This is a genomic window from Bradyrhizobium sp. USDA 3240 (assembly GCF_054063295.1).
Window position 1 is genome coordinate 3,275,001 of sequence record NZ_JBSSGD010000002.1, and the last position, 24,185, is coordinate 3,299,185.

At 63.2% G+C, this 24,185-nt stretch carries 17 protein-coding genes, 1 tRNA gene, 1 rRNA gene and 1 riboswitch (1 of these 20 only partly in view); of the genes, 10 read left to right on the forward strand and 9 right to left on the reverse strand.

Going from position 1 to position 24,185, the window contains the following annotated elements; all coding sequences use genetic code 11:
- Together ACVIGA_RS16235 and ACVIGA_RS16240 are read right to left on the reverse strand one after the other, a co-directional pair.
- Window positions 1-16 (reverse strand) — tRNA-Ile (locus ACVIGA_RS16235); it reaches 61 nt to the left of the window's first position.
- A 209-nt stretch (window positions 17-225) separates the two neighbouring features.
- Window positions 226-1,716, reverse strand: a 16S ribosomal RNA gene (locus ACVIGA_RS16240).
- A 1,025-nt stretch (window positions 1,717-2,741) separates the two neighbouring features.
- Here ACVIGA_RS16240 and ACVIGA_RS16245 point away from each other — a divergent pair.
- A complete protein-coding gene (locus ACVIGA_RS16245) occupies window positions 2,742-4,805 on the forward strand; it encodes a M23 family metallopeptidase (protein WP_456667143.1) in 2,064 nt (687 codons plus the stop codon).
- A gap of 167 nt (window positions 4,806-4,972) precedes the next feature.
- Entirely contained in the window at window positions 4,973-5,239 is a 267-nt protein-coding gene (locus ACVIGA_RS16250; protein WP_456667144.1) for a hypothetical protein, read from the forward strand.
- 52 nt (window positions 5,240-5,291) lie between these two features.
- Here ACVIGA_RS16250 and clpB read toward each other — a convergent pair whose 3' ends face one another.
- Both clpB and ACVIGA_RS16260 read right to left on the reverse strand, forming a co-directional pair.
- The gene (gene clpB, locus ACVIGA_RS16255) at window positions 5,292-7,943 is read right to left on the reverse strand and encodes an ATP-dependent chaperone ClpB (RefSeq protein WP_456667145.1); all 2,652 of its coding nucleotides are present in this window, start codon (window positions 7,941-7,943) and stop codon (window positions 5,292-5,294) included.
- 192 nt (window positions 7,944-8,135) lie between these two features.
- Entirely contained in the window at window positions 8,136-8,699 is a 564-nt protein-coding gene (locus ACVIGA_RS16260) for a helix-turn-helix domain-containing protein (RefSeq protein ID WP_097673914.1), read from the reverse strand.
- Window positions 8,700-8,755: 56 nt separating this feature from the next.
- Between ACVIGA_RS16260 and ACVIGA_RS16265 the strand changes: the two genes are divergently transcribed.
- Together ACVIGA_RS16265 and ACVIGA_RS16270 are read left to right on the forward strand one after the other, a co-directional pair.
- The gene (locus ACVIGA_RS16265) at window positions 8,756-9,271 is read left to right on the forward strand and encodes an N-acetyltransferase family protein (RefSeq protein WP_456667146.1); all 516 of its coding nucleotides are present in this window, start codon (window positions 8,756-8,758) and stop codon (window positions 9,269-9,271) included.
- A 56-nt stretch (window positions 9,272-9,327) separates the two neighbouring features.
- Complete coding sequence (locus ACVIGA_RS16270; protein ID WP_456667147.1) at window positions 9,328-10,104, forward strand: MOSC domain-containing protein; 777 nt, start codon at window positions 9,328-9,330, stop codon at window positions 10,102-10,104.
- A 58-nt stretch (window positions 10,105-10,162) separates the two neighbouring features.
- Here the strand turns inward: ACVIGA_RS16270 and ACVIGA_RS16275 are convergent, their stop codons facing one another.
- Window positions 10,163-10,825: a TIGR02594 family protein gene (locus tag ACVIGA_RS16275; protein ID WP_456667148.1), complete on the reverse strand. Its 663-nt coding sequence runs from the start codon at window positions 10,823-10,825 to the stop codon at window positions 10,163-10,165.
- Window positions 10,826-11,056: 231 nt separating this feature from the next.
- On the opposite strand from ACVIGA_RS16275, the gene ACVIGA_RS16280 reads away from it, so the two are divergent.
- Window positions 11,057-11,923 carry an alpha/beta fold hydrolase gene (locus ACVIGA_RS16280; RefSeq protein WP_456667149.1) on the forward strand — a complete coding sequence of 289 codons (867 nt, stop codon included), beginning with the start codon at window positions 11,057-11,059 and terminating at the stop codon, window positions 11,921-11,923.
- A 7-nt stretch (window positions 11,924-11,930) separates the two neighbouring features.
- On the forward strand, window positions 11,931-13,535 hold the full coding sequence (locus ACVIGA_RS16285; RefSeq protein ID WP_456667150.1) for a hypothetical protein: 1,605 nt from the start codon (window positions 11,931-11,933) through the stop codon (window positions 13,533-13,535).
- A 69-nt stretch (window positions 13,536-13,604) separates the two neighbouring features.
- On the opposite strand, the gene ACVIGA_RS16290 is transcribed toward ACVIGA_RS16285, so the two are convergent.
- From ACVIGA_RS16290 to metX, 3 genes are all read right to left on the reverse strand, one after another.
- Window positions 13,605-16,409 carry a G8 domain-containing protein gene (locus tag ACVIGA_RS16290; protein ID WP_456667151.1) on the reverse strand — a complete coding sequence of 935 codons (2,805 nt, stop codon included), beginning with the start codon at window positions 16,407-16,409 and terminating at the stop codon, window positions 13,605-13,607.
- Window positions 16,410-16,584: 175 nt separating this feature from the next.
- Window positions 16,585-17,250, reverse strand: coding sequence for a methionine biosynthesis protein MetW (gene metW / locus ACVIGA_RS16295; RefSeq protein ID WP_223974186.1), 666 nt, complete (start codon window positions 17,248-17,250; stop codon window positions 16,585-16,587).
- Window positions 17,247-18,446 (reverse strand): homoserine O-acetyltransferase MetX, encoded by a 1,200-nt coding sequence (metX, locus tag ACVIGA_RS16300; protein ID WP_456667152.1) that lies wholly within the window; start codon window positions 18,444-18,446, stop codon window positions 17,247-17,249. The genes metW and metX overlap by 4 nt, the downstream gene beginning before the upstream one ends.
- Before the next feature lie 84 nt (window positions 18,447-18,530).
- Window positions 18,531-18,610, reverse strand: a riboswitch (SAM riboswitch).
- A gap of 185 nt (window positions 18,611-18,795) precedes the next feature.
- On the opposite strand from metX, the gene ACVIGA_RS16305 reads away from it, so the two are divergent.
- From ACVIGA_RS16305 to ACVIGA_RS16320, 4 genes are all read left to right on the forward strand, one after another.
- Window positions 18,796-19,644, forward strand: a complete 849-nt coding sequence (locus tag ACVIGA_RS16305) for a chorismate mutase (RefSeq protein ID WP_456667153.1) — start codon at window positions 18,796-18,798, stop codon at window positions 19,642-19,644.
- A 24-nt stretch (window positions 19,645-19,668) separates the two neighbouring features.
- Window positions 19,669-20,766: a histidinol-phosphate transaminase gene (gene hisC / locus ACVIGA_RS16310; protein ID WP_456667154.1), complete on the forward strand. Its 1,098-nt coding sequence runs from the start codon at window positions 19,669-19,671 to the stop codon at window positions 20,764-20,766.
- Between the two features lie 8 nt (window positions 20,767-20,774).
- A complete protein-coding gene (locus tag ACVIGA_RS16315; RefSeq protein WP_456667155.1) occupies window positions 20,775-21,707 on the forward strand; it encodes a prephenate/arogenate dehydrogenase family protein in 933 nt (310 codons plus the stop codon).
- Window positions 21,708-21,882: 175 nt separating this feature from the next.
- Window positions 21,883-22,899 carry an IS30 family transposase gene (locus tag ACVIGA_RS16320; protein ID WP_456667156.1) on the forward strand — a complete coding sequence of 339 codons (1,017 nt, stop codon included), beginning with the start codon at window positions 21,883-21,885 and terminating at the stop codon, window positions 22,897-22,899.
- 163 nt (window positions 22,900-23,062) lie between these two features.
- Here the strand turns inward: ACVIGA_RS16320 and ACVIGA_RS16325 are convergent, their stop codons facing one another.
- Window positions 23,063-24,160: a MerR family transcriptional regulator gene (locus ACVIGA_RS16325; protein ID WP_456667157.1), complete on the reverse strand. Its 1,098-nt coding sequence runs from the start codon at window positions 24,158-24,160 to the stop codon at window positions 23,063-23,065.
- Window positions 24,161-24,185: the final 25 nt, after the last annotated feature.

Genomic DNA, 24,185 nt, shown 5'->3' on the forward strand with positions numbered 1-24,185 from the left:
ACTGAGCTACAAGCCCCTAACACGAGGGACATGCCGGCGCGCACCCGACTTATCGTCGGTGCGTCGCACAGCGCTCAGCCCTGGCGCGTGTTCGTCCGCGAAGAAAGAGAAACGAAGACGGCGAAATCCCGCCAATGGAGCTCAACAATCCTGAAACTGTTGGCCCCTGAATGTTTCTAAAACGGTTCGACAGTGAGCGTGAGCTCGCTGAAGAACCATCCTTAGAAAGGAGGTGATCCAGCCGCAGGTTCCCCTACGGCTACCTTGTTACGACTTCACCCCAGTCGCTGACCCTACCGTGGCCGGCTGCCTCCCTTGCGGGTTAGCGCACCGTCTTCAGGTAAAACCAACTCCCATGGTGTGACGGGCGGTGTGTACAAGGCCCGGGAACGTATTCACCGTGGCGTGCTGATCCACGATTACTAGCGATTCCAACTTCATGGGCTCGAGTTGCAGAGCCCAATCCGAACTGAGACGGCTTTTTGAGATTTGCGAAGGGTCGCCCCTTAGCATCCCATTGTCACCGCCATTGTAGCACGTGTGTAGCCCAGCCCGTAAGGGCCATGAGGACTTGACGTCATCCCCACCTTCCTCGCGGCTTATCACCGGCAGTCTCCTTAGAGTGCTCAACTAAATGGTAGCAACTAAGGACGGGGGTTGCGCTCGTTGCGGGACTTAACCCAACATCTCACGACACGAGCTGACGACAGCCATGCAGCACCTGTCTCCGGTCCAGCCGAACTGAAGAACTCCGTCTCTGGAGTCCGCGACCGGGATGTCAAGGGCTGGTAAGGTTCTGCGCGTTGCGTCGAATTAAACCACATGCTCCACCGCTTGTGCGGGCCCCCGTCAATTCCTTTGAGTTTTAATCTTGCGACCGTACTCCCCAGGCGGAATGCTTAAAGCGTTAGCTGCGCCACTAGTGAGTAAACCCACTAACGGCTGGCATTCATCGTTTACGGCGTGGACTACCAGGGTATCTAATCCTGTTTGCTCCCCACGCTTTCGTGCCTCAGCGTCAGTATCGGGCCAGTGAGCCGCCTTCGCCACTGGTGTTCTTGCGAATATCTACGAATTTCACCTCTACACTCGCAGTTCCACTCACCTCTCCCGAACTCAAGATCTTCAGTATCAAAGGCAGTTCTGGAGTTGAGCTCCAGGATTTCACCCCTGACTTAAAGACCCGCCTACGCACCCTTTACGCCCAGTGATTCCGAGCAACGCTAGCCCCCTTCGTATTACCGCGGCTGCTGGCACGAAGTTAGCCGGGGCTTATTCTTGCGGTACCGTCATTATCTTCCCGCACAAAAGAGCTTTACAACCCTAGGGCCTTCATCACTCACGCGGCATGGCTGGATCAGGCTTGCGCCCATTGTCCAATATTCCCCACTGCTGCCTCCCGTAGGAGTTTGGGCCGTGTCTCAGTCCCAATGTGGCTGATCATCCTCTCAGACCAGCTACTGATCGTCGCCTTGGTGAGCCATTACCTCACCAACTAGCTAATCAGACGCGGGCCGATCTTTCGGCGATAAATCTTTCCCCGTAAGGGCTTATCCGGTATTAGCACAAGTTTCCCTGTGTTGTTCCGAACCAAAAGGTACGTTCCCACGCGTTACTCACCCGTCTGCCGCTGACATATTGCTATGCCCGCTCGACTTGCATGTGTTAAGCCTGCCGCCAGCGTTCGCTCTGAGCCAGGATCAAACTCTCAAGTTGGACTTGAACTTTGAACCGGCTGATCACAACGTTTGACGAGGTCCCACCATTCTTCGCCGACCGAAGTCTGCGAGCTGCCTGCGATTCACATCGCTGGCAACGATGGTGTAACCTTTAAACGTGTACCGCCGAAGTCTTTCGTCCACCCTCAGAAAGTCAAAAGCCGAAGCTTTCAAGTATTCCGAGAGACGCAAGGACTCCGCCGTCCACGTTTCTCTTTCTTCATCTTCACTTGTCAAACAGCCCGGGATCCGATGACCCCACACCCTTAGAGGGTGGTTCTACCCTTCAGCGACGAACAGTGAACCTCAACCGATTTATGTCGGCTGCTGTGTCACTCATCGAAGTGAGGAGCATCAGTGGCGCGTTCGCTCGCCTTGGTCAATGACCCGGCGGCGCCGCGCTCAGTGGTTGGTTTATAGTCCCCACCCCTCGGGATTGTCAACGACCATTGTCAACAAATCGTCGCACGCCCAAATCGTGTGTGCAGTGCAGAAAAGTTCTCGTATTTTCTGTAGCTTAGGTCGGAGGTAAAAATTCGCGACCCAACCCGCGTTGCAAAAAACTTCAAAAAAAGTTTGTCGCCGACGAGCTCGAGAGGCCCTCCGGAACGGGTTCCCCAGCCCCCGGAACGGGGTCCCTGGCGCTCCAGACCGGGCAGCGGCATCGACCTGCTTCAGGAAGCTTTTCCACCTCAAACGCCGCACTTGAGCCACAATCCTGCGACGTTCTGGCTATAAGACATGCATTGAACCGCTCGTAACCTGTGGGGGCACGGGTGGTTTTTCAGGGGGACCAGGCGATTTTCTCCAAGAACCCGTCGCCTCTTCCCTACGCGGCCGAGCAACATCGAGAGATCTGCACACCATTGACGTTCGAGATCGCGGCTAGCTAATGGCCATCGGCTTCTCGATTTCGATGCGTGTGGCTCGCCACACTGCCGAGATTCCTCTTCGGAGGATTGAGGTGGGGACGACGACGAGCAGAGGTTGATCGCAGTTGCCGGAATTTGGGGGGATATCGGGTTGAGCCAACGGGCGTCACGCGGAAGCGGTAATGGGCGCGAGACCGGGATGATCGATCTCGGTCACGAACCGCCGCTTTCAGTCGACGGCACCGAGGCTGCGGTGATCGATCGCCGCCGTGTCTCCGTACAATGGTTCAGCGGCACCATTCTGACTGGATTATGTGGCGCGGCCCTGATCGGCGGCGCCGTTTTTGCGTCGCTCGACGGCGAGATGACCTTCGCCAAGGTGCCGGAGCGCGTCGAAGGCGCGCTGCGCGGCGCCTTCACCGGCAATGATCGCGTCGTCAGCCTGCACAAAGGCGACCGCCTGCCGCCGCCGAGCGAATCCTCCGCCTCCCGCAGCCTGGTGCGCGTGTCGACCGTGACCCGCGTCGGCAATCGCGACGTGATGCGGGTGCGGCCCTTCATCCGCATCTCCGGCAATCTCTCGATGACCACGAGCGATCTGTCGTCCAAGATTCCGGCATTCAACGCGCAGCGTCTGTTGACCGATGTCGGCTCCGACACGCCGGCGGCGGCCGAGGATCCGAATGCGGCCGACGCCGCCGAGCCCGACGCCGAGGTCTCTTTCGTCACCAAGGATCTCGGATCGGTGCTGCCGAAAGCCAAGCTCGCCGCCGTTGTCGCGCTCGACGACGTGTTGATGCGAGTGCGCGACGCCGCCAACTGGCGCGGCTCCGGCGGCTCGGTGCGCTACGCATCACTTGCTAATGCCGCAGCCGATGCCACCGGCGCCGGCCCCGATATCAGGATGGCCTACGCCACCGAGGGCAACACCTCCGACCCCTATGCCGGTTTCGAGACCCGCGTGGTGCCGGAGAACGTCACCCTGCTGCCGAAGACCAAGGAGCAGGTCACCGGCGGCAATCCGGTCGGCGAACGGGTTCACCTCGTCAAGAAGGGCGACAGCATCACCTCGATCCTGCGCGATCAGGGCGCAACGCCCGACGAGGCGAAGGCGATTGCCGCAACGCTCGGCCCGCGCGGCCGCGACGGCGGGCTGAAGGAAGGCCAGAAGGTGCGGATCCTGATGGCGCCGGCAGCGCCAGGCGCCCGGCTGCAGCCCTATCGCGTCATCGTCGCCAACGAATCCATCGTGGAAGCTGTCGCCGCCCTGTCCGATCTCGGCAAATACGTCGCCGTCGACGTGCAGAGCATGAACACCACGACCGACACCGCCGACAATTCCAGTGACGATGACGAGGATGATGGCAGCGGCGTGCGGCTCTATCAGAGCATTTATGAGACCGCGCTGCGCAACAAGGTGCCGCCGACCGTCATCGAAGACATGGTCAAGATCTACTCCTACGACGTCGATTTCCAGCGCAAGGTCCAGCCCGGCGACTCGTTCGACGTGTTCTTTGCCGGCGAGGACGAGGGCGTCACCAGCACAGAAAAGACCGAGGTGCTCTACGCCGCCCTGACCGTGGGCGGCGAAACCAAGAAATACTACCGATTCCAGAGCTCGGACGATGGCCTCGTCGACTACTATGACGAGACCGGCAAGAGCGCGAAGAAGTTCCTGGTGCGTAAGCCGGTCAACAACGCGATCATGCGTTCGGGCTTCGGCGGCCGCCGCCACCCGATCCTCGGCTATGTGAAGATGCACACCGGCGTCGACTGGGCCACCGCCTACGGCACGCCGATCTTCGCTTCCGGCAATGGCGTGCTTGAGAAGGTCGGATACGAAGGCGGGTACGGCAAATATATCCGCATGAAGCATTCGAACGGCTATGAGACGGCCTACGGCCACATGTCGGCCTTCGCCAAGGGCATGGAGATCGGCAAGAAGGTGCGGCAGGGCCAAGTGATCGGCTTTGTCGGTTCGACCGGCCAGTCGACCGGCCCGCACGTCCACTATGAAATCCTGGTCAACGGCCGATTCGTCGACCCGATGCGCGTGAAACTGCCGCGCGGCCGCTCACTCGAAGGCCCGATGCTGGCCAATTTCGAGAAGGCGCGCGACGGGATCGAAGCCCAGATGTCCAGCCGCGGCAGCTCGCGCATCGTCTCGGATGCAACGAGCTCCACGTCGCAGACGCGCTCCACCACCAACCGCTAGAGCGTTTTCGAGCGAAGTGGATACCGGTTCGCGTGAAGAAAACGCGTCAAAACTAGAATCCAGAGCGCCGTTCCGATTCATTCGGAACGGCGCTCTAGTTCAAAAACGGAACGATTTGCGTCGGTCAGGATTTGTCCCGTCGGGCAAACCTTGCACAGGAGGCGCGCATGACCAGCCTCACCCGCGAAGATGTGCTGAAGGCCGTCGGCCATGCCGACGATGTCACCATCGCCAGGATCATCGCATCCGGCGCCACGATCACCGAGCTTGCCGAAGCCCAGGCCTGGCTTGCCAATGACGAGCCGCTGATGAACGCCGGCAGGCCGCTGGCCACAGGCCGCGCCCGCGAGCTGGTCGATATTCTGTCCGAACTCGAACCCGCCGATGACGACGAGCCCGGTCAGCTCAGTCCACCGATCGTCCCGCAGGACTAGCCCGGACGACGAAGCCCTCCCCGCGACCGCGGGGAGGGCTTTTGCACGCGTATCAGTTCAGCTTGCGCTTCGAGACCGGTGCATCGAATTGCACGATCTCGGCGGTGTTGGGCACCTGACCGTTGAAGGTCAGCACGTTGCCCTTCTCCGAAATCAGCACGCGATCGCCGTCCTTGACCTCGCCGGCGAGGATCATTTCGGCCAGCGGGTCCTGCACGCTGCGCTGGATCACCCGCTTCAGCGGGCGGGCGCCGTAAGCCGGATCCCAGCCCTTTTCTGCGAGCCAGTTCCGCGCCTTCGGATCGAGCGTGAGCTCGATCTTGCGATCCTCGAGCAGCTTGGTCAGCCGCGCGAACTGGATCTCGACGATGCGGCCCATCTCGTTCCGCTGCAGCCGGTGGAACAGGATGATCTCGTCGATGCGGTTCAGGAATTCCGGCCTGAAATGCGCCCGCACGACGCCCATCACCTGATCGCGAACCGCCGCGGTGTCCTCGCCTTCCGGCTGATTCACCAGGAATTCCGAACCGAGGTTCGAGGTCATGATGATCAGTGTGTTGCGAAAGTCGACGGTGCGGCCCTGACCATCGGTCAGGCGGCCGTCATCGAGCACCTGCAACAACACGTTGAAGACGTCGGGATGTGCCTTCTCGATCTCGTCGAACAGCACGACCTGGTAGGGCCGGCGCCGCACGGCTTCGGTCAGTGCACCACCCTCGTCGTAGCCGATATAGCCGGGAGGCGCGCCGATCAGCCGCGAGACCGAGTGCTTCTCCATGTATTCGGACATGTCGAGGCGGACCATCGCGGTCTCGTCGTTGAACAGGTCAGCGGCGAGCGCCTTGGTCAGCTCGGTCTTGCCGACGCCGGTGGGGCCCAAGAACATGAACGAGCCGGTCGGCCGGTTCGGGTCCTGCAGGCCTGCGCGGGCACGGCGCACGGCGGTTGCCACCGCGCGCACCGCTTCGGCCTGGCCGACGACGCGCTTGGCGAGCGCGTCCTCCATTTTCAGGAGCTTGTCCTTTTCACCCTCGAGCATCTTGTCGACCGGCACGCCGGTCCAGCGCGAGACGACCTGCGCGATGTGGTTGGCGGTGACCGCCTCCTCCATCATCTCGCCGCCGTTCGGCTTGCTGCTTTCTTGCGCCTCGATGTCGGCGAGCTTCCTTTCCAGCTCGGGGATCCGGCCATAGGCCAGTTCGCCCGCCTTCTGGAATTCGCCGCGACGCTGCGCATTGGCGAGTTCGACGCGGAGCGCATCGAGTTCGCTCTTCAGCTTCTGGGCGTTGGAGAGCTTGTTCTTCTCCGCGCTCCAGCGCGCCGTCAGCGCAGCCGACCTCTCCTCGAGCCCGGCGAGCTCCTTCTCCAGGGTCTGCAAGCGGCTCTTCGAGCCGGCATCGCTCTCCTTCTTCAGCGCCTCCTGCTCGATCTTCAGCCGGATGATGTCGCGATCCAGCGAATCGAGCTCTTCCGGCTTCGAATCGACCTGCATCTTCAGCCGCGCCGCCGCCTCGTCCATCAGATCGATGGCCTTGTCGGGCAGGAAGCGGTCGGTGATGTAGCGGTTCGATAGCGTTGTCGCGGCCACCAACGCGGAGTCGGTGATGCGCACGCCGTGATGCTGCTCGTACTTGTCCTTCAGGCCGCGCAGGATCGAGATGGTGTCCTCGACCGTCGGCTCGCTGACATAGATCGGCTGGAACCGGCGGGCCAGCGCGGCATCCTTCTCGACATGCTTGCGGTACTCGTCGAGCGTGGTCGCACCGATACAGTGCAGCTCACCGCGCGCGAGCGCAGGCTTCAGCAGGTTGGACGCGTCCATCGCGCCGTCGGCCTTGCCGGCGCCGATCAGGGTGTGCATCTCGTCGATGAACAGGATGATGCCGCCCTCGGCGGACGAGACCTCCTGCAGGACAGACTTCAGCCGCTCCTCGAACTCGCCGCGATATTTCGCGCCGGCGATCAAGGCGCCCATGTCGAGCGACAGCAGCTTCTTGTCCTTCAGGCTCTCCGGCACGTCGCCATTGAGGATGCGCAGCGCCAGGCCCTCGACGATCGCGGTCTTGCCGACGCCGGGCTCGCCAATCAGGACGGGATTGTTCTTGGTCCGCCGCGACAGCACCTGGATGGTGCGGCGGATCTCCTCGTCGCGGCCGATCACCGGATCGAGCTTGCCGTCCCGCGCAGCCTGGGTCAGGTCGCGGGCATATTTCTTCAGCGCGTCGTAGGCGTTCTCGGCGGTCGCGCTGTCAGCGGTGCGGCCCTTGCGCAGCGCTTCGATCGCCGCATTCAGGTTCTGCGCCGTGACGCCGCCCTTGCTCAGGATGGAGGCTGCCTCGCTGCCCTTCTCGAGCGTGAGCCCGAGCAGCAGCCGCTCGACGGTGACATAGCTGTCGCCGGTCTTGTCGGCGGCCTTTTCCGCCGCGTCGAAGGCACGCGCCAGCTCCGGCGACAGGTAGACCTGTCCGGCACCGTTGCCCGAAACCTTCGGCAGCTTGTTCAGCGCCTCTTCGGTCGCTTTCAGGATCGCTCTGGAATTGCCGCCCGCACGGTCGATCAGACCGCCGGCGAGCCCCTCATTGTCGTCCAGCAGCACCTTCAACAGATGCAAGGGCGAAAACTGCTGGTGACCGTCGCGCATTGCGAGCGACTGGGCAGACTGGATGAATCCGCGCGAGCGCTCGGTGTACTTCTCAATGTTCATTCGTTTTCCCTCGGCCTGCCATCGTCACCCATTCAGGCATGACAACGGCATCTTCATTGGGTTTTCCGCGGGCCGCGTTGACGTTCCTCAACCAGCCTCTGGTCGTCGCCATCATTTTTCAGGCTTGCCGCAGATGTGGGCACTTGGTTCCGAAACGGAAGAGCCACAGTTTGCGATTTCACCCGGTGGAGCTCAGCGCCGCACGATGGCGACAAGGTAGCGGCAGGGCTGAGCAGTTTCGTTTCGGAAGACGATGTCCGACGGCGGCCCGAGCTCGACGCGGTCACCCGCGGCAAGCTCGTGGCGCTCCGCCCCTTCCATCAAGGTGAGGCGGCCGCTGATCACCCACACCACCTGGCGGACCAGGTGATAGGCGCTGGCAGGGAAACCGGCTTCCTGCCTGGCAGGCAGCTCGACTTCCACCAGTTCCAGCGGATTGGCCGGATGCAGGAACACCTGCCGCCGCAGATAGGCCGCCTTGGGATCGCGCCATACCGGCTGATCCTTGGCCCGCTGCAGGCGGGAACTGTGTGAGGCAATCTCGAACAGCGCCGCCATGGTCAGGCCATAGGCCGTGGCAATCCGCGACAGCGTCGCCGCCGTCGGGCTGGCCTCGGCCCGCTCGATCTTGCTCAGCATGGCCTTGGACACGCCAGCCCGCCCGGCGAGTTCCGCCAGCGACCAGCCGCGCCCCTCCCGTTCGGCGCGAACCCGCCGACCGAGAGCCTCATCGGCCTTGTCTTCTATAATTGACATAACGTCTTATATAGTGGACGGTAGGGAGCATTCAAGAGGCCCGTCGAGGAACGACCATGATTATCCGCCCCGCCACCGAGCAGGACATCCCTGCGATCACCGCGATCTTCAATGAGGCGGTCGCCAACTCGAACGCGATCTGGACCGAGAAGCAGGATTCCGACGCCGAGCGGCTGGCCTGGATGAGGGCGCGGCTGGCGCTGGGCTATCCGGTGCTGGTCGCAGCCGAAGGGTCTGTGGTGCTGGGGTACGGCACGTTCGGTGATTTCCGGGCCTTCCCGGGTTACCGCTACAGCGTCGAGCACAGCGTCTACATCCACGCCGATCATCGCGGCCGCGGCCTCGGTCGCGTGATCGTCGACGAGCTGATCGCTGCGGCCACCGCACTCGGCAAGCACGTCATGATCGCCGGCATCGACGGCGGCAATCCGGCCTCGCTCCGGCTGCACGCGCAGGCCGGCTTTGTCGAGGTCGCGCGGATGCCGGAGGTCGGGCGCAAGTTCGGCCGCTGGTTCGATCTCGTGTTCATGCAGCGCGTGTTGGACGCCCCGGGCGCGGCGCGGCCCGACTAGCTGCCTTGGCATTGGCGGCGGTTCTCCCCGTCCGCCAAACAGGCTAGAGCAGGCGAATGGACACGACGCACACCTCCTCCGCCCGGATCACCGGCATCTACCGCTATCCCGTCAAGGGTCTGACGCCCGAGCCGCTGCCCCGCGCCGAGCTCAAGATCGGCGAGACGCTGCGCTCAGATCGCCGCTACGCGATCGAGAACGGCCCGAGCGGTTTCGATCCGTCGGCGCCGAAATGGCTGGCGAAGCCGCATTTCCTGATGCTGCAACGGGACGAGTGGCTGGCGCCGCTGCGCGCCCATTTCGACGATGACAGCCATGTGCTGACGTTGCGCCGGGACGGCGCGATGGTGGCCCAAGGCGATCTCGAGACCGAAGCAGGGCGCGCGGCGATCGAGCGCTATTTCACTGACCGTCATGCCGGCCAGATCAAGGGGCCGCCCAAGGTGCTGGTCAGCCCCGGGCACAGTTTCTCCGACGTGCCGCGCAAGGTGGTCTCGATCATCAATCTGGCCAGCCTGCGGGCGATCGAGGACATGGTGCATGCGCCGGTACATCCGTTGCGCTTCCGCGCCAATCTCTATGTCGAGGGCTGGCCGGCCTGGCACGAGGCCAGCCTGCTCGACCAGACCATTGCGATCGGCAGCGCACGGGCCAAAGTGGTGAAGCGCATCACCCGGTGCGCCGCGGTCAATGTCGATCCCGATACCGGTGCGCGCGACCTCTCGGTTCCGAACACGCTGATGCAGCGCTTCGGCAACAACGAATGCGGCATCTACGCCGAGATCATCAGCGACGGTGGCGCGGCCGTCGGCGACACGATTGCCGCCGAATAGCCTGTAGCGTCGCAGGCTGGGCAAGGCGCGCGTGCGCCCCTGCCCAGCCTTCGACGGCTCAGTTCGACGGCATCACATAGGCGTAGATCCGGCCGCGCGAGACCGGCGTCTCGCGGACGCGGTGGCTGCTGTTGCCCGAGATCATGATCGGATTGCCCTTGGCATCGACGCCGGTGATGATCCCGACATGACCGCCGCCACGGCGGCCCATCACGGCGATGGCGCCGACCTGCGGCCCCGAAACGCGCGTGCCGTATTTGGCGAACGAGCTCGCCATGTCGGAGCCGGTGCCGCGATGGCCGGTCTGCTGCAGCACCATGTTCATGAAGCGCGCGCACCACAGGCTGGAGCGCCCGGTCGGATTGCCGCCGCCGAGATAGCGGCGCGCCGTGTCGACGATGCCGGATGAGCCGAAGCCGCCGGTCGCATTCATATCGGTGTTGGACGCGGTCTCAGCGCCGGGCAATACGGCCGCATTGGCCTCGCCGAAGCCGCCCGCCTGCATCCGGGCGTGACGCTCGGCGCGCGACAGCCGCGCTGCATGCCTGTGGTGATGATGGGCAAAATGCCGCGCGTGATGGCCGGTAGGGGCCGAATGCGCGTGACGCGCATGGTGCGGACGGGCGGAAGCCGGAGCGGCGGAAATCACGGCGAGCGTGAGCGAACACAGAGCCAGCGCCAAAACTCGAAGCGACCGGCGATACGCAAGCAACTGAACCATACTTCACGAGTCCTCTGAATCGCCCCCCGATTCCCCGTCGCGTTCCCACGAGGAATGCGGCGGTGGTTTTGAAAATCGGGATGTGGCGCGAGGAAGATTTCATGCGGCGCTCAGGAAACGATTTCTGGGTCATTCCGCGCAAATTCCATGACGAAAATAGCCAGAACTGCCGCATTGCAGCCGCGGAAATTAATTGCAAATCTGGGGGCGGCCAACGAGAAGGAATTTCAAATGCCCCACGCCCTGACGAAAGATCATGTCCGCCTCCACTTCGAAGAGGCAGGCAGCGGGACCCCGATCATTTTCCTGCACGAATTCGCAGCGGACCATACCAATTGGGAACCGCAGATGCGCTACTTCTCGCGCGGACACCGCTGCATCGCTTATTCCGCGCGCGGCTACACCCCGTCGGACGTACCTGCGAACGCCGACGTCTACACCTACACACACTTCTACACCGACGCGCTCGCGGTGCTCGACCACCTCGGCATCGCCAAGGCCCACTTCATCGGGCTCTCGATGGGCTCCTATTCGTCGCTGCAGGTTGCGCTCAACGCGCCGGAGCGCGCGCTGTCGATGACGCTGGCCGCCGTCGGCTCCGGCTCCAGCCTCGAAAATCTCGATGCCTTCCGCGCGCAGTGCCGCGCCAATGCCGAGCAGTACGAGGCGATCGGCTCGATCGAGGTCGCCAAGGTGACGCGCGAGGCGCCGAGCCGGATTCCGTTCCTGGTCAAGGACCCGCGCGGCCACGCCGACTTCTACGCCGCGCTCGCCCGCCACGACGCCAAGGGTTCGGCCAACACGATGCGCAGCTTCCAGGGCGGCAGGCCCTCGATCTACACCATGACCGACGCCATCAAGCGCGCGGCGACGCCGGCGCTGATCCTGTGCGGCGACGAGGACGACAATTGCATCGCGCCGAGCATGTTCCTGAAGCAGCATCTACCGGCCGCCGGCCTCGCCTTCTTTCCGAAGTCGGGCCATGTGCTCAACCTCGAGGAGCCGGCGCTGTTCAACGAGATGGTGGAGCGCTTCATTGCGCTGGTGGAAGCCGGCCGCTGGCCGGTGCGCGATCCGCGGTCGCTGGTCGCCGGATGATTGTCCCGTGTCGTCGCCGCGCGCAGGACGCAGCCAGAGCCCGCGCAGTGGATGCGGACAGCGCCCGCTGTCTGCGTCCGGAATGTGGGCAAACGAAATCCATCGACGTTCCCACGGCACCGGGCGAACGATGAGAGCAGGTTACCTTCTTCTGCTCTGCGCCGTTTCAATCGGGCTTGCGGTCGTCTCCAGGGCGGCTTGCGCGGGAGGCCTCGTTGAGGAAATGAAACTGGAGGCCGCGGGCGCTGCGGCGAACACGTCCTATCTCCTGGATGGGAAGCCGCAGCCTTCAATCCCGATCGGGTGGGCCGTGATGAGCCCAATGATCGTCGTCATCGGCGACGATCAGTACGCGCCCATTTTCGCGCCTTGCGATCCTGCCAATCCAGGTCTGTACTGCGTTGAAATCCTGAGAAACGGCGCGACGTTCTCGGAGCCGCTGGATATGGGGCACGCCTTCGTGCCGGACGGCTTTCAGGCCGAGCTCGCCTATCATCCCCCGCTGTTGTTTACCGACGGAACCAGGCTGCTGGTCACTTACTGGGTCCGCGCGAAGGATCACCGTTCCATCATCCAATTGCTCTCGCTCGATCCGAAGGCATCGACTCCCGCTCCTTGGACGTTGCTATCGAGGCTTGAGAACCGTGGTGACGAGCTTCTGAGCTACCTCGGAGGAGCGATGGGCCCTGCCGGCGAAATCGTGATCGCCGGATATGGGACCGGAGGACCTGCGCGAAGCCACCGGCTCGAAATAACAAAAATACTTCCGCCATACACCGGGCCCTGGATGCCGAAGCAGCTCATCGCCGAATATCCCTCGCCGGCCTACGCACCGGAATATCCGCATGTCGCCATTCGCGACGACGGCAGCATCAGCATCTTGACCGTGCTCGCCAACTACACGCCATGCTCAGAGAGTGAAGTGACATATTCCGTCTACAAGAACGTCATCGCGTTCGAGGGACAGTATGCCGGATCGTTCGTCGCGAGATGGAGCGACGCTACGGCGGACACCGTGGCCGATCCGGAAAACCACGGCGACAGCTGCCTGTTCGGGGCCGACCGCTATCCGCTGGCTCACTTCTGGGACAAGCAGTCGCGCGCGATCTATTCGATCGTACGCAGCGCCGACCTCGACGAGGTCGATGCCACGCACAAGGTGGCCTCGAACGTCCGCTTCTCACGGACGTTCAAGCTCTATCGGGATGGCAACCTGATCGTGCCCGACCTTGCAGTCTATTTCTCGCAATATTTTGCCGACCCCGAGCATCCCTGCTACAGCCCGCAGAGCGCGTGTCACATCCACGCCATGACGATGACCCGTCTCGACAATGGAGAATTCGTCATCTTCGCCAATGCCCGCGACGATGATCCCGCCATGACCTATTCAAAGATCGGCGTCATCTGGTCGAAAGATCTCCAGACATTCTCCGAGCCGGTCTATCTGCCGACGTCATACGGTCCTGGATACAGCGTATTCGTCGCGCAACCCGACAAGAACGGCATGCATTCGGTGGGCAAGCTTCAGTTCTTCAACGCGGGCAATACGTACAACCCGGCGCAACTCAATTACAACCAGCGCCTGACCGTGTGGCGCTATTCCCTCGAGTAGCGCCGGCCTCTCGTCGCAGGCGCGACGCGATCAACGAAAGCGCGAACGGTTCGCACGCGCCCGCCGATATCATTCGCCGCCTGTCGCCTGAGCGAACGTGGCGCGGATGTCTCTTTCCATCTCCTGTTCGAAATTGCATTTCCCGCAATACTGCGCCTGCTTGTAGAATTCGTAGTTCCTTCCACGCCTGACCGCCTGTTTTGTCACGGTGAGCGACAACGGCAGCGATGTCATGTCCCCGGCCGGATCGGGAAACTTCACATCGAGCGCAATATGGCCTTGCTCGTCGGGCCGCAATGCCGGGAAGTCCTGGATGAACGCCATCTTGGTGATGCGGTTGTCGACGATATCGGCGACGATTCCCTCCAGCCGATAGCCGTAGCGCACGTCGTCAGGGTGAATGACCAGCTTGCGCAGCAGGGGATGCACGATCAGCTTTGGGCTGGTCTTCTTGACGAAGACAAAGTTGGCGGGCTCGGAACCGGACGCCGCACCTGCGAACGTCCAGCGGCTTTTTGCGGCCTGGTCCTCCGTATTGACGATATGCTGTCCCGCCAAAGGATAGAGCTCGTTCGAGGGATTTTGTGCAAACTCCAATTCCTTCGAAGTCGGCGCCAGATCGTCCGCATCGGCCAGGGCCATTGTCGCGTTGCTGCCCGGCAGCGGCTTCGCATCGACCGGCGCCAGCTGGCCACCGAACGCGACGCCAAACCGGGCCTTGATTTCCCCGCTGGTCAGCCCCTTGAGATCAGGTGGCCCGTGGTCTGCAAAGGGGACGAAGTTTTCGTTCTGCGATCCGAAATACAGCCTGAAAGTCTTGCCGGCGGCATCGCTCCAGAAAATCCGGTCGCTTTCGAAGAGCATGGCGACGTCACCATTCTCCGGCACGGCCATATCCTTGAGATCGAGCTTCGTTGTCGCTCCCTCGGACGAAGCGTGAATATCCCTCAGCGTAACCATGCGGAACGGACGATTCGCCGACTCGATCATGATGTTGGTTGGGTTGCGGAGGTACGCGCCATCGACGGCATTGATACCGCGCTGCGGCAGCAGCAATCCGGTGGGAAACCGCTCGGCCGTCACATTCTGGAAGGTAATGTTCTCGGTCTGGGAATTTCCGCCGATCGCAAAATCGGTATCCATGTGACGTTTGCCACCATAGGCGTGGACGTTGCGGATCAGCGTGTCCCGGACGTAGGGGATGAACAGCGCGTGCCGGCTGACGTTCCAGACCGTGATATCCTCGATCAGGCTCCGGGAGGGATGCGGCGCAAGCAGCTTGTGATTCCAGATCTCGACCCCGTCGGTCGAGCCGGCAGCGTAGTTGCGTGCGAAGTACAAATCGACGTCCGACGTCGAAATGCGGCCTTCCGCATCCGCGTTGACGCGGTTGTCGGTATTGCGCGCATCGAAATAGGTACGGCTGCCTCCTTCCGCGAACGAATAACCGAACACGACATACGCACCCGCGGCGTGTCCAAAAGCCCAATTGTCCGTTACCCGGACGCCGGCGCTTTGCATCCAGAAGCCGTGCCCTTGATGACCATTGTCGAAGATTCCCATTCGGCTGACGAGATCATCGCCTGATCCGGTCGATCGGACGGCGAGGTTGCCGCGAAACGATCCGATCTCCGTGCCGTTCTCCGCAAAGAAATGCGAGCCGGCGATCGCGAACGTCACATTGTTCTCTGCCAGAAGATGACCGCCATGGTTGACGATCCCATGCTTCGGACTTCCCCACACGACGCTGTTGCGCACCACATGAGGCGGGACATCGATGCGCGCGCCCGAGACGACGTGGAAATGAAGCGCGTATCGGCCGACGGTGTTGCCGTCCGATCCGGGGACCAGTTTTCCGGTCTCATCGAGATCGGGTGCGGTCTGGGCCCGCTTCGCGTCGGTACGGCCGAGATCGCGGAACTCGGCGCCGTCGATGTTCACACCGGTCTGCTGATGCAGGAACATGATATGGCCGCGCGCCGACAGGGGCGCCGCAGCCTCGGAGGCAATACGGATGTTCCTCGTGAGGTTGCCCATCGGAACGGAGCTGCCGTCCGGTGTCAGATGCGCATGTCTGAGCGGCCGATCGAGCCGGATTTGGTCGCCATCGACGGCGGCAATGGTCGGCGTCTCGTCCTCGTTGCTCGTGTCGCTGGTCCCGGGCACGATCAATTCATCCCCGACGGCCCAGTTCGACGGCGGCTGATCGAACTTGAATTCTGAAGCTCCGGACAGGAGCTGGCTCTGCGGTATCTTCCAGGCGGTCTTTTCGGCGCCGTGAATCCGGATCGCGCCCATCGAAATCAGCCCGCCCGCCATGTCGAACGGATCATGCTTTCGGTCCCGGTACGTTCGCGCGGCGAAGGTGAGCTTTGCGACGACGGACTTCGGCACAGGATGATCTTCGGTCCCGATCTCGAGCGCCCCTTCAGGCGTGACGACGATCGTCCCGGCATTGATGGAGGCTGCGCGATCGGTGCTCCAGACCATGGCACCATCGACGCGAATCCAGTCGATCTTGGCAGGAACCTCCTGATCGACCTTGACGGTCACTCCGGATGGAATGCGCACCCTTGCGCCGGCGGCGGGCGGCTTGCCCTCAGCCCAGGTGGCGGGGGCGCTCCAGTCACCCGACTTCACGGCAACATCGGTCTCCGAGCACAGGGCCACAAGTTCGAGTGCCGCGGCATGCTCGCGATGGCGCGCCGGATTGGACGCGTGACCCGCAGCATGCTCGGACGCGTTCGCGTTGCAGGCGCCTTGCGATCGCGCGAGATGATGCTGATGCCCCGCGGGTTTGATGATACCAACAGCCCAGACGGCTGCGGACACTGCCGCAACGACAGCGAGCGCAATCGAGAAACCTGTTCGCATTGCCTTCCCCAGCAATTAACCGTTCGGCGTCAACCTGGATCGACCACCATCAGCCCGTGATCGATTTGCATCGCCTGGGGCGGCCCGCTGCATTGTCGCATGGCAATGGCGATCTGAAAAGCTAGACGGCGAATATCCGGCGCGATGCAACGGGACCGTGCACGCCGTGCATCGATTACTTCGCCTTGCCGCCCCGGCTGAGCAGAAACACGCCCTGCTCGCCGAACATGTTCCACACCCACCAGGGCAGGTTGAGCGGCACCGGGCGGCCGTAGAGATCGAGCGCCACCGCGCGCTCCATCTTGACGTTGATCTGCTCGCAGAGCTCCACGAAGTCCTTGATGGTACAGAAATGGATGTTCGAGGTGTCGTACCAGCTCGCGGGCAGATTCTCGGTGCGCGGCATGTGGCCGCCGATCAGGAGCTGCAGCCGCATCTTCCAGAACCCGAAATTCGGGAACGAGACAATGGCGCGCTGGCCAATCCGCAGCAGGTTCTCCAGCACCACCTTGGGCTGCCGCGTCGCCTGCAGGGTCTGCGACAGGATGACATAGTCGAACGCGTCATCGGGATAGTTGACGAGGTCGGTGTCGGCATCGCCCTGCACCACCGCGAGGCCCTTGGCGACGCAGCCATTGACGCCCTCGCGGGACAGCTCGATGCCGCGGCCGTCGATGCCGCGGCTCTCCAAGAGCTGCAACAACTCGCCATCGCCGCAGCCGACGTCGAGCACGCGCGAGCCCGGCCGTACCATCTCGGCGACCAGGAGATGATCCCTGCGATAGCCGCCAGTCCGCTCCGGCGCAACGCCCGGCAAGGGCAAGGTTTGCTGCATGCTCATGACTGGCCGCCGTCTTTCAGTCCGCGCGCCTTGCCTGCGGCCTGCAGGAAAGCGCGGGAGATCTCCAGGAACTCCGGCACGTCGAGCAGGAACGCGTCATGGCCGCGATCGGTCTCGATCTCGGCGAACGACACCCGCGCGCTCGACGCGTTCAGCGCATGCACCAGCGCCCGCGATTCCGAGGTCGGAAACAGCCAGTCGCTGGTGAACGACACCACGCAGAACCGCGTCTTGATGCCGGCGAACGCAGTCGCCAGCGCGCCGTTGTGATCGGCGGCGATGTCGAAATAATCCATCGCGCGCGTGAGATACAGATAGCTGTTGGCGTCGAAGCGCTCGACAAAGGACGAACCCTGGTAGCGCAGATAGCTCTCGACCTGGAAATCCGCATCGAACGAGAAGGTCGGCAGCTCGCGGTCCTGCATTCGCCGTCCGAACTTGCGATGCAGCGCGGCGTCCGAAAGATAAGTGATGTGCGCGGCCATCCGCGCGACCGCCAGTCCGCGATGCGGATGGGTGTCCTCGTCGACATAGCGGCCGCCGCGCCAGTCCGGATCGGCCATCACGGCTTGGCGGCCGAGCTCGTGGAACGCGATGTTCTGTGCCGAGTGCCGCGTCGAGCAGGCGATCGCGAGCGTCGAGAACACGCGCTCGGGATAGGCCGCGGTCCATTGCAGCACCTGCATGCCGCCCATCGAGCCGCCGACCACGCAGAACAGCGTCGTGATGCCGAGGCGATCGATCAGCATCGCCTGCGCGCGCACCATGTCGGGGATCGTGATGATCGGGAAATCGAGCCCCCACACCTTGCCGGTCGCCGGATTCAGCGACGCCGGTCCGGTCGAGCCCATGCAGCCGCCGATCACGTTGGAGCAGATGATGAAGTATTGTTCGGGATCGATCGGCTTGCCGGCGCCGACCATGGTGTCCCACCAGCCGGGCTTGCCGGTGACGGGATGGGTGTTGTTGACGTGCTGATCGCCGGTCAGCGCGTGGCAGATCAGGATCGCGTTGGACCTGTCGGCGTTAAGCTCGCCATAGGTCTGATAGGCGATCTGGAAAGGCGCGAGATCGATGCCGCAATCCAGCTTCAGCGGCTGATCCATGCCGAACTTCGCCACCAATGACGACGGGTGATCGGTCTCATGGGCGCGATCATCGCTCTGGGTTTGCGGTATCGGACGCACGTTGCTCATCTAGGCGACCCTGCCCTCGCGCGGGAGGGCTCGAACAGAAATCAGGCCATAAAAAAACCCGGCCTGAACAAGGTTCGGCCGGGAGCTGATCTGTCCCCGGCCTGTTTAGCGAGTTGTTTAACGTGGCTGCAAGCCGGCCGGCTCAAATGACCACGGAGTGGAGCGAACCTAGTCCTCAGGCCCCCCGTCGTCAAGGCGGCCAGCGAACGTCCCCTTGCCGGAGGCCATAGTTAACCGTTTGCGCAAGGCTGGACCGCGAGGTTTCTCTTTGCTTTCGCCGGCCGTCTTTCCTAATCAGGGACCCTGTCCGGCGCGGCATCGGGCCGCCCGGACGACAAGGTTTGAGAGCATGTCCAACCCACCCCCATCGCCGCCCTCGCTGCAGGAGCTGCGCAAGGAGATCGATGCGATCGACGAGCAGGTTCACCGCCTGCTGATGGCGCGCGGCGACATCATCGACCGCCTGATCCAGGTCAAGAAGACCCAGGAGGTCGGCTCGGCGTTCCGCCCGGCGCGCGAGGCCAGCATGATGCGCGAGCTGGTGCGGCGCCATCGCGGCATCCTGCCGCTCGACACCATCGAGGGCATCTGGCGCGTCATCATCTCGACCTTCACCTACGTGCAGGCGCCGTTCGCCGTGCATGCCGATGTGTCCGTCGGCGAGTCGGCGATGCGCGACTCGGCGCGGTTTCATTTCGGCTTCGTGGTGCCTTACGTCTCGCATTTCAGCGCGCAGGCAGCGGTCGAGGCCGTGACGAAGTCGAAGGGCGACCTCGCGCTAGTCTCCGCGATCGCGAGCCGCACGCCGTGGTGGAATGCGCTCGAGGCCGATGGCGCGCCGAAGATCATCGCGCGGCTGCCGTTCCTCGAACGCGCCGACCATCCCGCCGCGCTGCCGGTGTTCCTGATCTCGCGGGTCGCCGACGACGCCATGGTGACCGAAGTGCAGATCTGGAGCGTGCGCGTCTCAGGCTGGAACGCCGATGTTGCCCGAGCGCTCGCCCCGCTCGCCGAGATCGTCGCGGTCCCCGACACCGCGTTCGACGGCGCGGCCTTGCTGGTCTCGGTCACCGGGCACGATTTCGAGAAGATCAAGCTCGCCTTGATCGAGGCCGGCGCCTCGGTGCGCTCTTCGGCCCTCGTCGGCAGCCACGCAACGCGCTATACGGTGCCCTCTAACGGATCGGCCAAGAGCTAGCCGTCTGTATATCCGGAGTTGATAATGTCCCGCCCCGTGCCGAATCCCGGCATCCTCGATATTGCGCCCTACACGCCCGGCAAGAGCCCGGTGCCGGAACCGGGCCGCAAGGTGTTCAAGCTGTCCGCCAACGAGACGCCGTTCGGTCCGTCGGCGAAGGCGATCGCGGCCTACAAGGGCGCGGCTGACCATCTCGAGGACTACCCGGAAGGCACCTCGCGGGTGCTGCGCGAGGCGATTGGCCGTGCCTACGGGCTCGATCCCGATCGCATCATCTGCGGCGCCGGCTCCGACGAGATCCTCAATCTCTTGGCGCACACCTATCTCGCCCCCGGCGACGAGGCGATCTCGACCACCCACGGCTTCCTCGTCTACCCGATCGCCACCATGGCGAACGGCGCGAAGAACGTGATCGCGGCCGAGAGCAATTTCACGGCTGACGTCGACGCCATCCTCGAGGTGGTGACGCCGAAGACCAAGTTGGTCTGGCTCGCCAACCCGAACAATCCGACCGGCACTTACATCCCGTTCGACGAGGTCAAGCGGCTGCGCGCCGCGCTGCCCTCGCATGTGCTGCTGGTGCTCGACGCTGCTTACGCCGACTATGTCTCGCGCAACGACTACGAGCTCGGCATCGAGCTGGTCGCGACCACCGACAACACGGTGGTGACGCACACCTTCTCGAAGATCCACGGCCTCGCCGCGCTGCGGATCGGCTGGATGTTCGGCCCGGCGCATATCGTCGATGCCTGCAACCGGATCCGCGGTCCGTTCAACGTCACGACGCCGGCGATGCTGGCGGCGGTGGCGGCGATCGAGGACGCTGCGCATGTGCAGATGTCGCGGACGCACACCGAACAGTGGCGCAACTGGCTGACCGAGGAGATCGGCAAGCTCGGACTCAAGGTGACGCCGAGCGTCGCCAATTTCGTGCTGATCCATTTCCCGGCCGACACGGGCAAGACCGCGGCGGAAGCCGACGCCTATCTCACGCGGCGCGGCCTCGTGCTGCGCGCGCTCAACAATTACAAGCTGCCGCATGCGCTGCGCATGACCATTGGCACCGAGGAAGCCAACCGCCTCGTGGTCGAGGGCCTGCGCGACTTCCTGGCCGGAAAGTGAACATCGACGTGACCACGGCTCCGATCTTCAATCGCATCGCCCTGATCGGCTTCGGCCTGATCGGCGGCTCGATCGCGCGCGGCGCGCGCGCGCAAGGCCTGGTCGGCGAGATCGTGACCACCGCGCGCTCGGAGAAGACGCGCGCCCGCGTCGCCGAGCTCGGCATCGTCGATCGTGTCGTCGAGACCAATATCGAGGCGGTGAAGGATGCCGATCTTGTCATCCTGTGCATCCCGGTCGGCGCCTGCGGTCCGGTCGCGGCCGAGATTGCCGCCCATCTCAAGCCCGGCGCCATCATCTCCGACGTCGGCTCGGTGAAGGGCGCCGTCGTCAAGGACATGGCGCCGCATCTGCCCGACGGCGTGCACTTCGTCCCGGCGCATCCGGTGGCAGGCACCGAGCATTCGGGCCCGGATTCGGGCTTCGCCGAGCTCTTCATCAACCGCTGGTGCATCCTGACGCCGCCCGAAGGCACCGATCCCGCGGCGACCGACCGGCTGCGCGCGTTCTGGGCCGCGCTCGGCGCCAAGGTCGAGATCATGACGCCGGATCATCATGACCTCGTGCTCGCGATCACCAGCCATCTGCCGCATCTGATCGCCTACACCATCGTCGGCACCGCCGACGAGTTGGCGCAGGTGACGGAATCCGAAGTCATCAAGTTCTCCGCCGGCGGCTTCCGCGACTTCACCCGCATCGCAGCGTCGGACCCGACGATGTGGCGCGACGTGTTCCTCGCCAACAAGGACGCCGTGCTCGAGATGCTCGGCACCTTCACCGAGGATCTGTCGAAGCTCACCCGCGCGATCCGGCGCGGCGACGGCGAGGCGCTGTTCGACCACTTCACGCGCACCCGCGCCATCCGCCGCGGCATCGTCGAGATCGGCCAGGATTCCGCCGCGCCCGACTTCGGCCGGCCGCATGCGAATTTGAAGAAGTAGGGTCAGGCCCGCGATTTCTCCACTTGGTCGTCCTGGCGAAAGCCAGGACCCATTGCCACCGCATTGGGTTGTGAACGGGAACGTGGCCTCAGTGTCGTCCAGCAATTTACATTCGGGGTGATGGGTCCCCTGGGTTCACAAACGAAGTGCAACACTTCCTTGAGGAGGTGTTGCCATGGGGCGGACTTACAAGCAGCTCTCTCTGGACGACCGATGCGAGATTGCCTGTCTATCGGCCAATGGCAGCTCGGTCCGGCAAATCGCGGCAGCTCTGGATCGCTCGCCATCAACAATCTCTCGGGAACTGAGCCGTAATCGGAGCGTTCAGGCTGGCTACAAGCCAAATTATGCCCAGCAACAGATGCGAGCGCGGCGCTGGACGGGCGGACGCCTCGAACGGGAGCCCGTCCTGCGCCGCGCGGTGTTGCAACGCCTTCGCCGAGGTTGGTCGCCGGAGCAGATCGCCGGCCGGCTGGCCCGCGAGTGCGGGCACAAGGTGATCTCCCACGAGACCATCTACCGCTTCATCTATGGCCAACTCAGGCGCACCTCGGACTTCAACTGGCGACGCTACCTGCCGCGCGCCAAGAGCAAGCGCGGCCTCCGCGGCAAGCGAGGCGGCAGCCCCGCAAGCTTCATCGAAGGCCGTGTTTCCCTGGCAAATCGGCCCCTTGAGGTTGCCGACCGTAGCGTCGCCGGGCATTGGGAGGCCGATTTGATGATGTTCTCGAAGTACGGTCAGGCCGTGCTGACCGTGCATGAGCGCACCTCTCGCCTGCTGCTCGGCATCCGCCTTGCCAGCAAGGTTGCGCGCGGTGTCGCACGCCATCTCGTCCGCTTCTTCGCTGCCCTTCCACAAGAGCTGCGCCAGACCGTCACCTTCGACAACGGCACCGAGTTTGCCGGTCACTTGGCGCTACATCGCCTCTCGATCGAGACCTTCTTCTGCGATCCCCACGCGCCCTGGCAGAAGGGTGGTATCGAGAACGCCATCGGCAGGATGCGCCGCTTCATCCCTCGCAAAACGGATCTCGTAACCCTCTCGACCGCCAGATTCCGCCAGTTCATCGCCACCTACAACAACACCCCACGTAAATGCCTTGACTACCGCACGCCTGCGGAGTCCTTTGCCGATCAAGTGTTGCACTTCGAGTGTGAATCCACCTCCTGGCTTTCGCCAGGACGACGGTGAGGATAGTTCTCGCGCGATACGACGCACCGTCATTGCGTACTTCATCTCGGTGTCATCGCCCGCCCGAGTCGAAGGGCTGACAGGTTTTGCTGTGTTGCCCGTCGGGTTGATTTGTCGCACCCGGCTCGCGCCGAACAGCTTCGCGCCGCTTCATCGCCTCTGGTCAAGGCAACGACCGAAGCAGCACTCCATCGATCTTTCCGTCGGATGCCAAAATGATCCGCCATTCCATGTCGACATTGGCGAAGTTGACGTCATAGACATCCCAACCGTCTCGTCCGACGCCCTTGAAGCGAATCGTTTGCATGCCCCCGGCCAGATCCAGCGCGGCGATGATCGCCGGAGCCTGCTCGCGGGCCACCGCCGCCATGATGTCGCTCATGCCGGCGTAGTCGACGGCACCTTGCTGGTGCTGGATCATCAGGTGGCGGATCGCCTCCTCGGTTCCCGGCGACGGCGTCTTGCCATCTATCTTCTTTGCCAGCGCGGTCGCCGCATCTCGGGCCTGCTGGTCGTCGATCCGGGTCGCGTTGTGCGTCAACCCGCCTTGATGAAGCGTGAGGGCGTTCGTGATTCCGTCCGGCTCGACGACGAAGGTAATCTGCGCCGCCGTGGTCTTGAGAAAAAACGTGTGCTCGCTTTCGGGATATATCTCCGAGGCGAACTGTCCGAGAGGCTTCGCGAATAGATGACCGCCATCGCGTGTGATCGTCACCACCTGCCCGCCGATCTGAAACCGAAAATGACCGACGTAGCGCTCCATCACGCCGGGATCGATTTGAATCGCAGCGCGGGGCCGGGCCTGTTCGTAGCGCCGTTGAGCGACGGCATCGAAGGATGCTTCGGCAATATTGGTCTCTTTGGCCAGCACAATGAGGTCGGCGATCGAGAGCGATCCGCCGGCCGAAAGCTTCAAACGCGCCACATTCACCAATGCAAGGCCCTCATCGGCGCGGTTGCGCAGTTGAAGGATCGACGATTGTTGCATGGCCAGGATCTGGTCGAGATCGATCGCGCGGCCTTCGAGAAGCTTGGCGATTTGCGCCAGGCTGAGCCCCATTCGCTTTAGCGCGAGGATCTCGTGCAGGCGGCTGATCTCCGCGGCCCCATAGAGCCGCCAACGCTTCGCCGTGCGGCGCGGCGAAATCAGGCCGCGGCTCTCATAGAGCCGAAGTCCGCGTACCGTGAGACCGATGCGAGCGGCGCACTCTGCCGCGGTCAGCAAGACGTCCTTGTCGGCTTTGTCTCTCGGCTCGTTCATCGACGGAGGCCCTTTCGCCGGTACC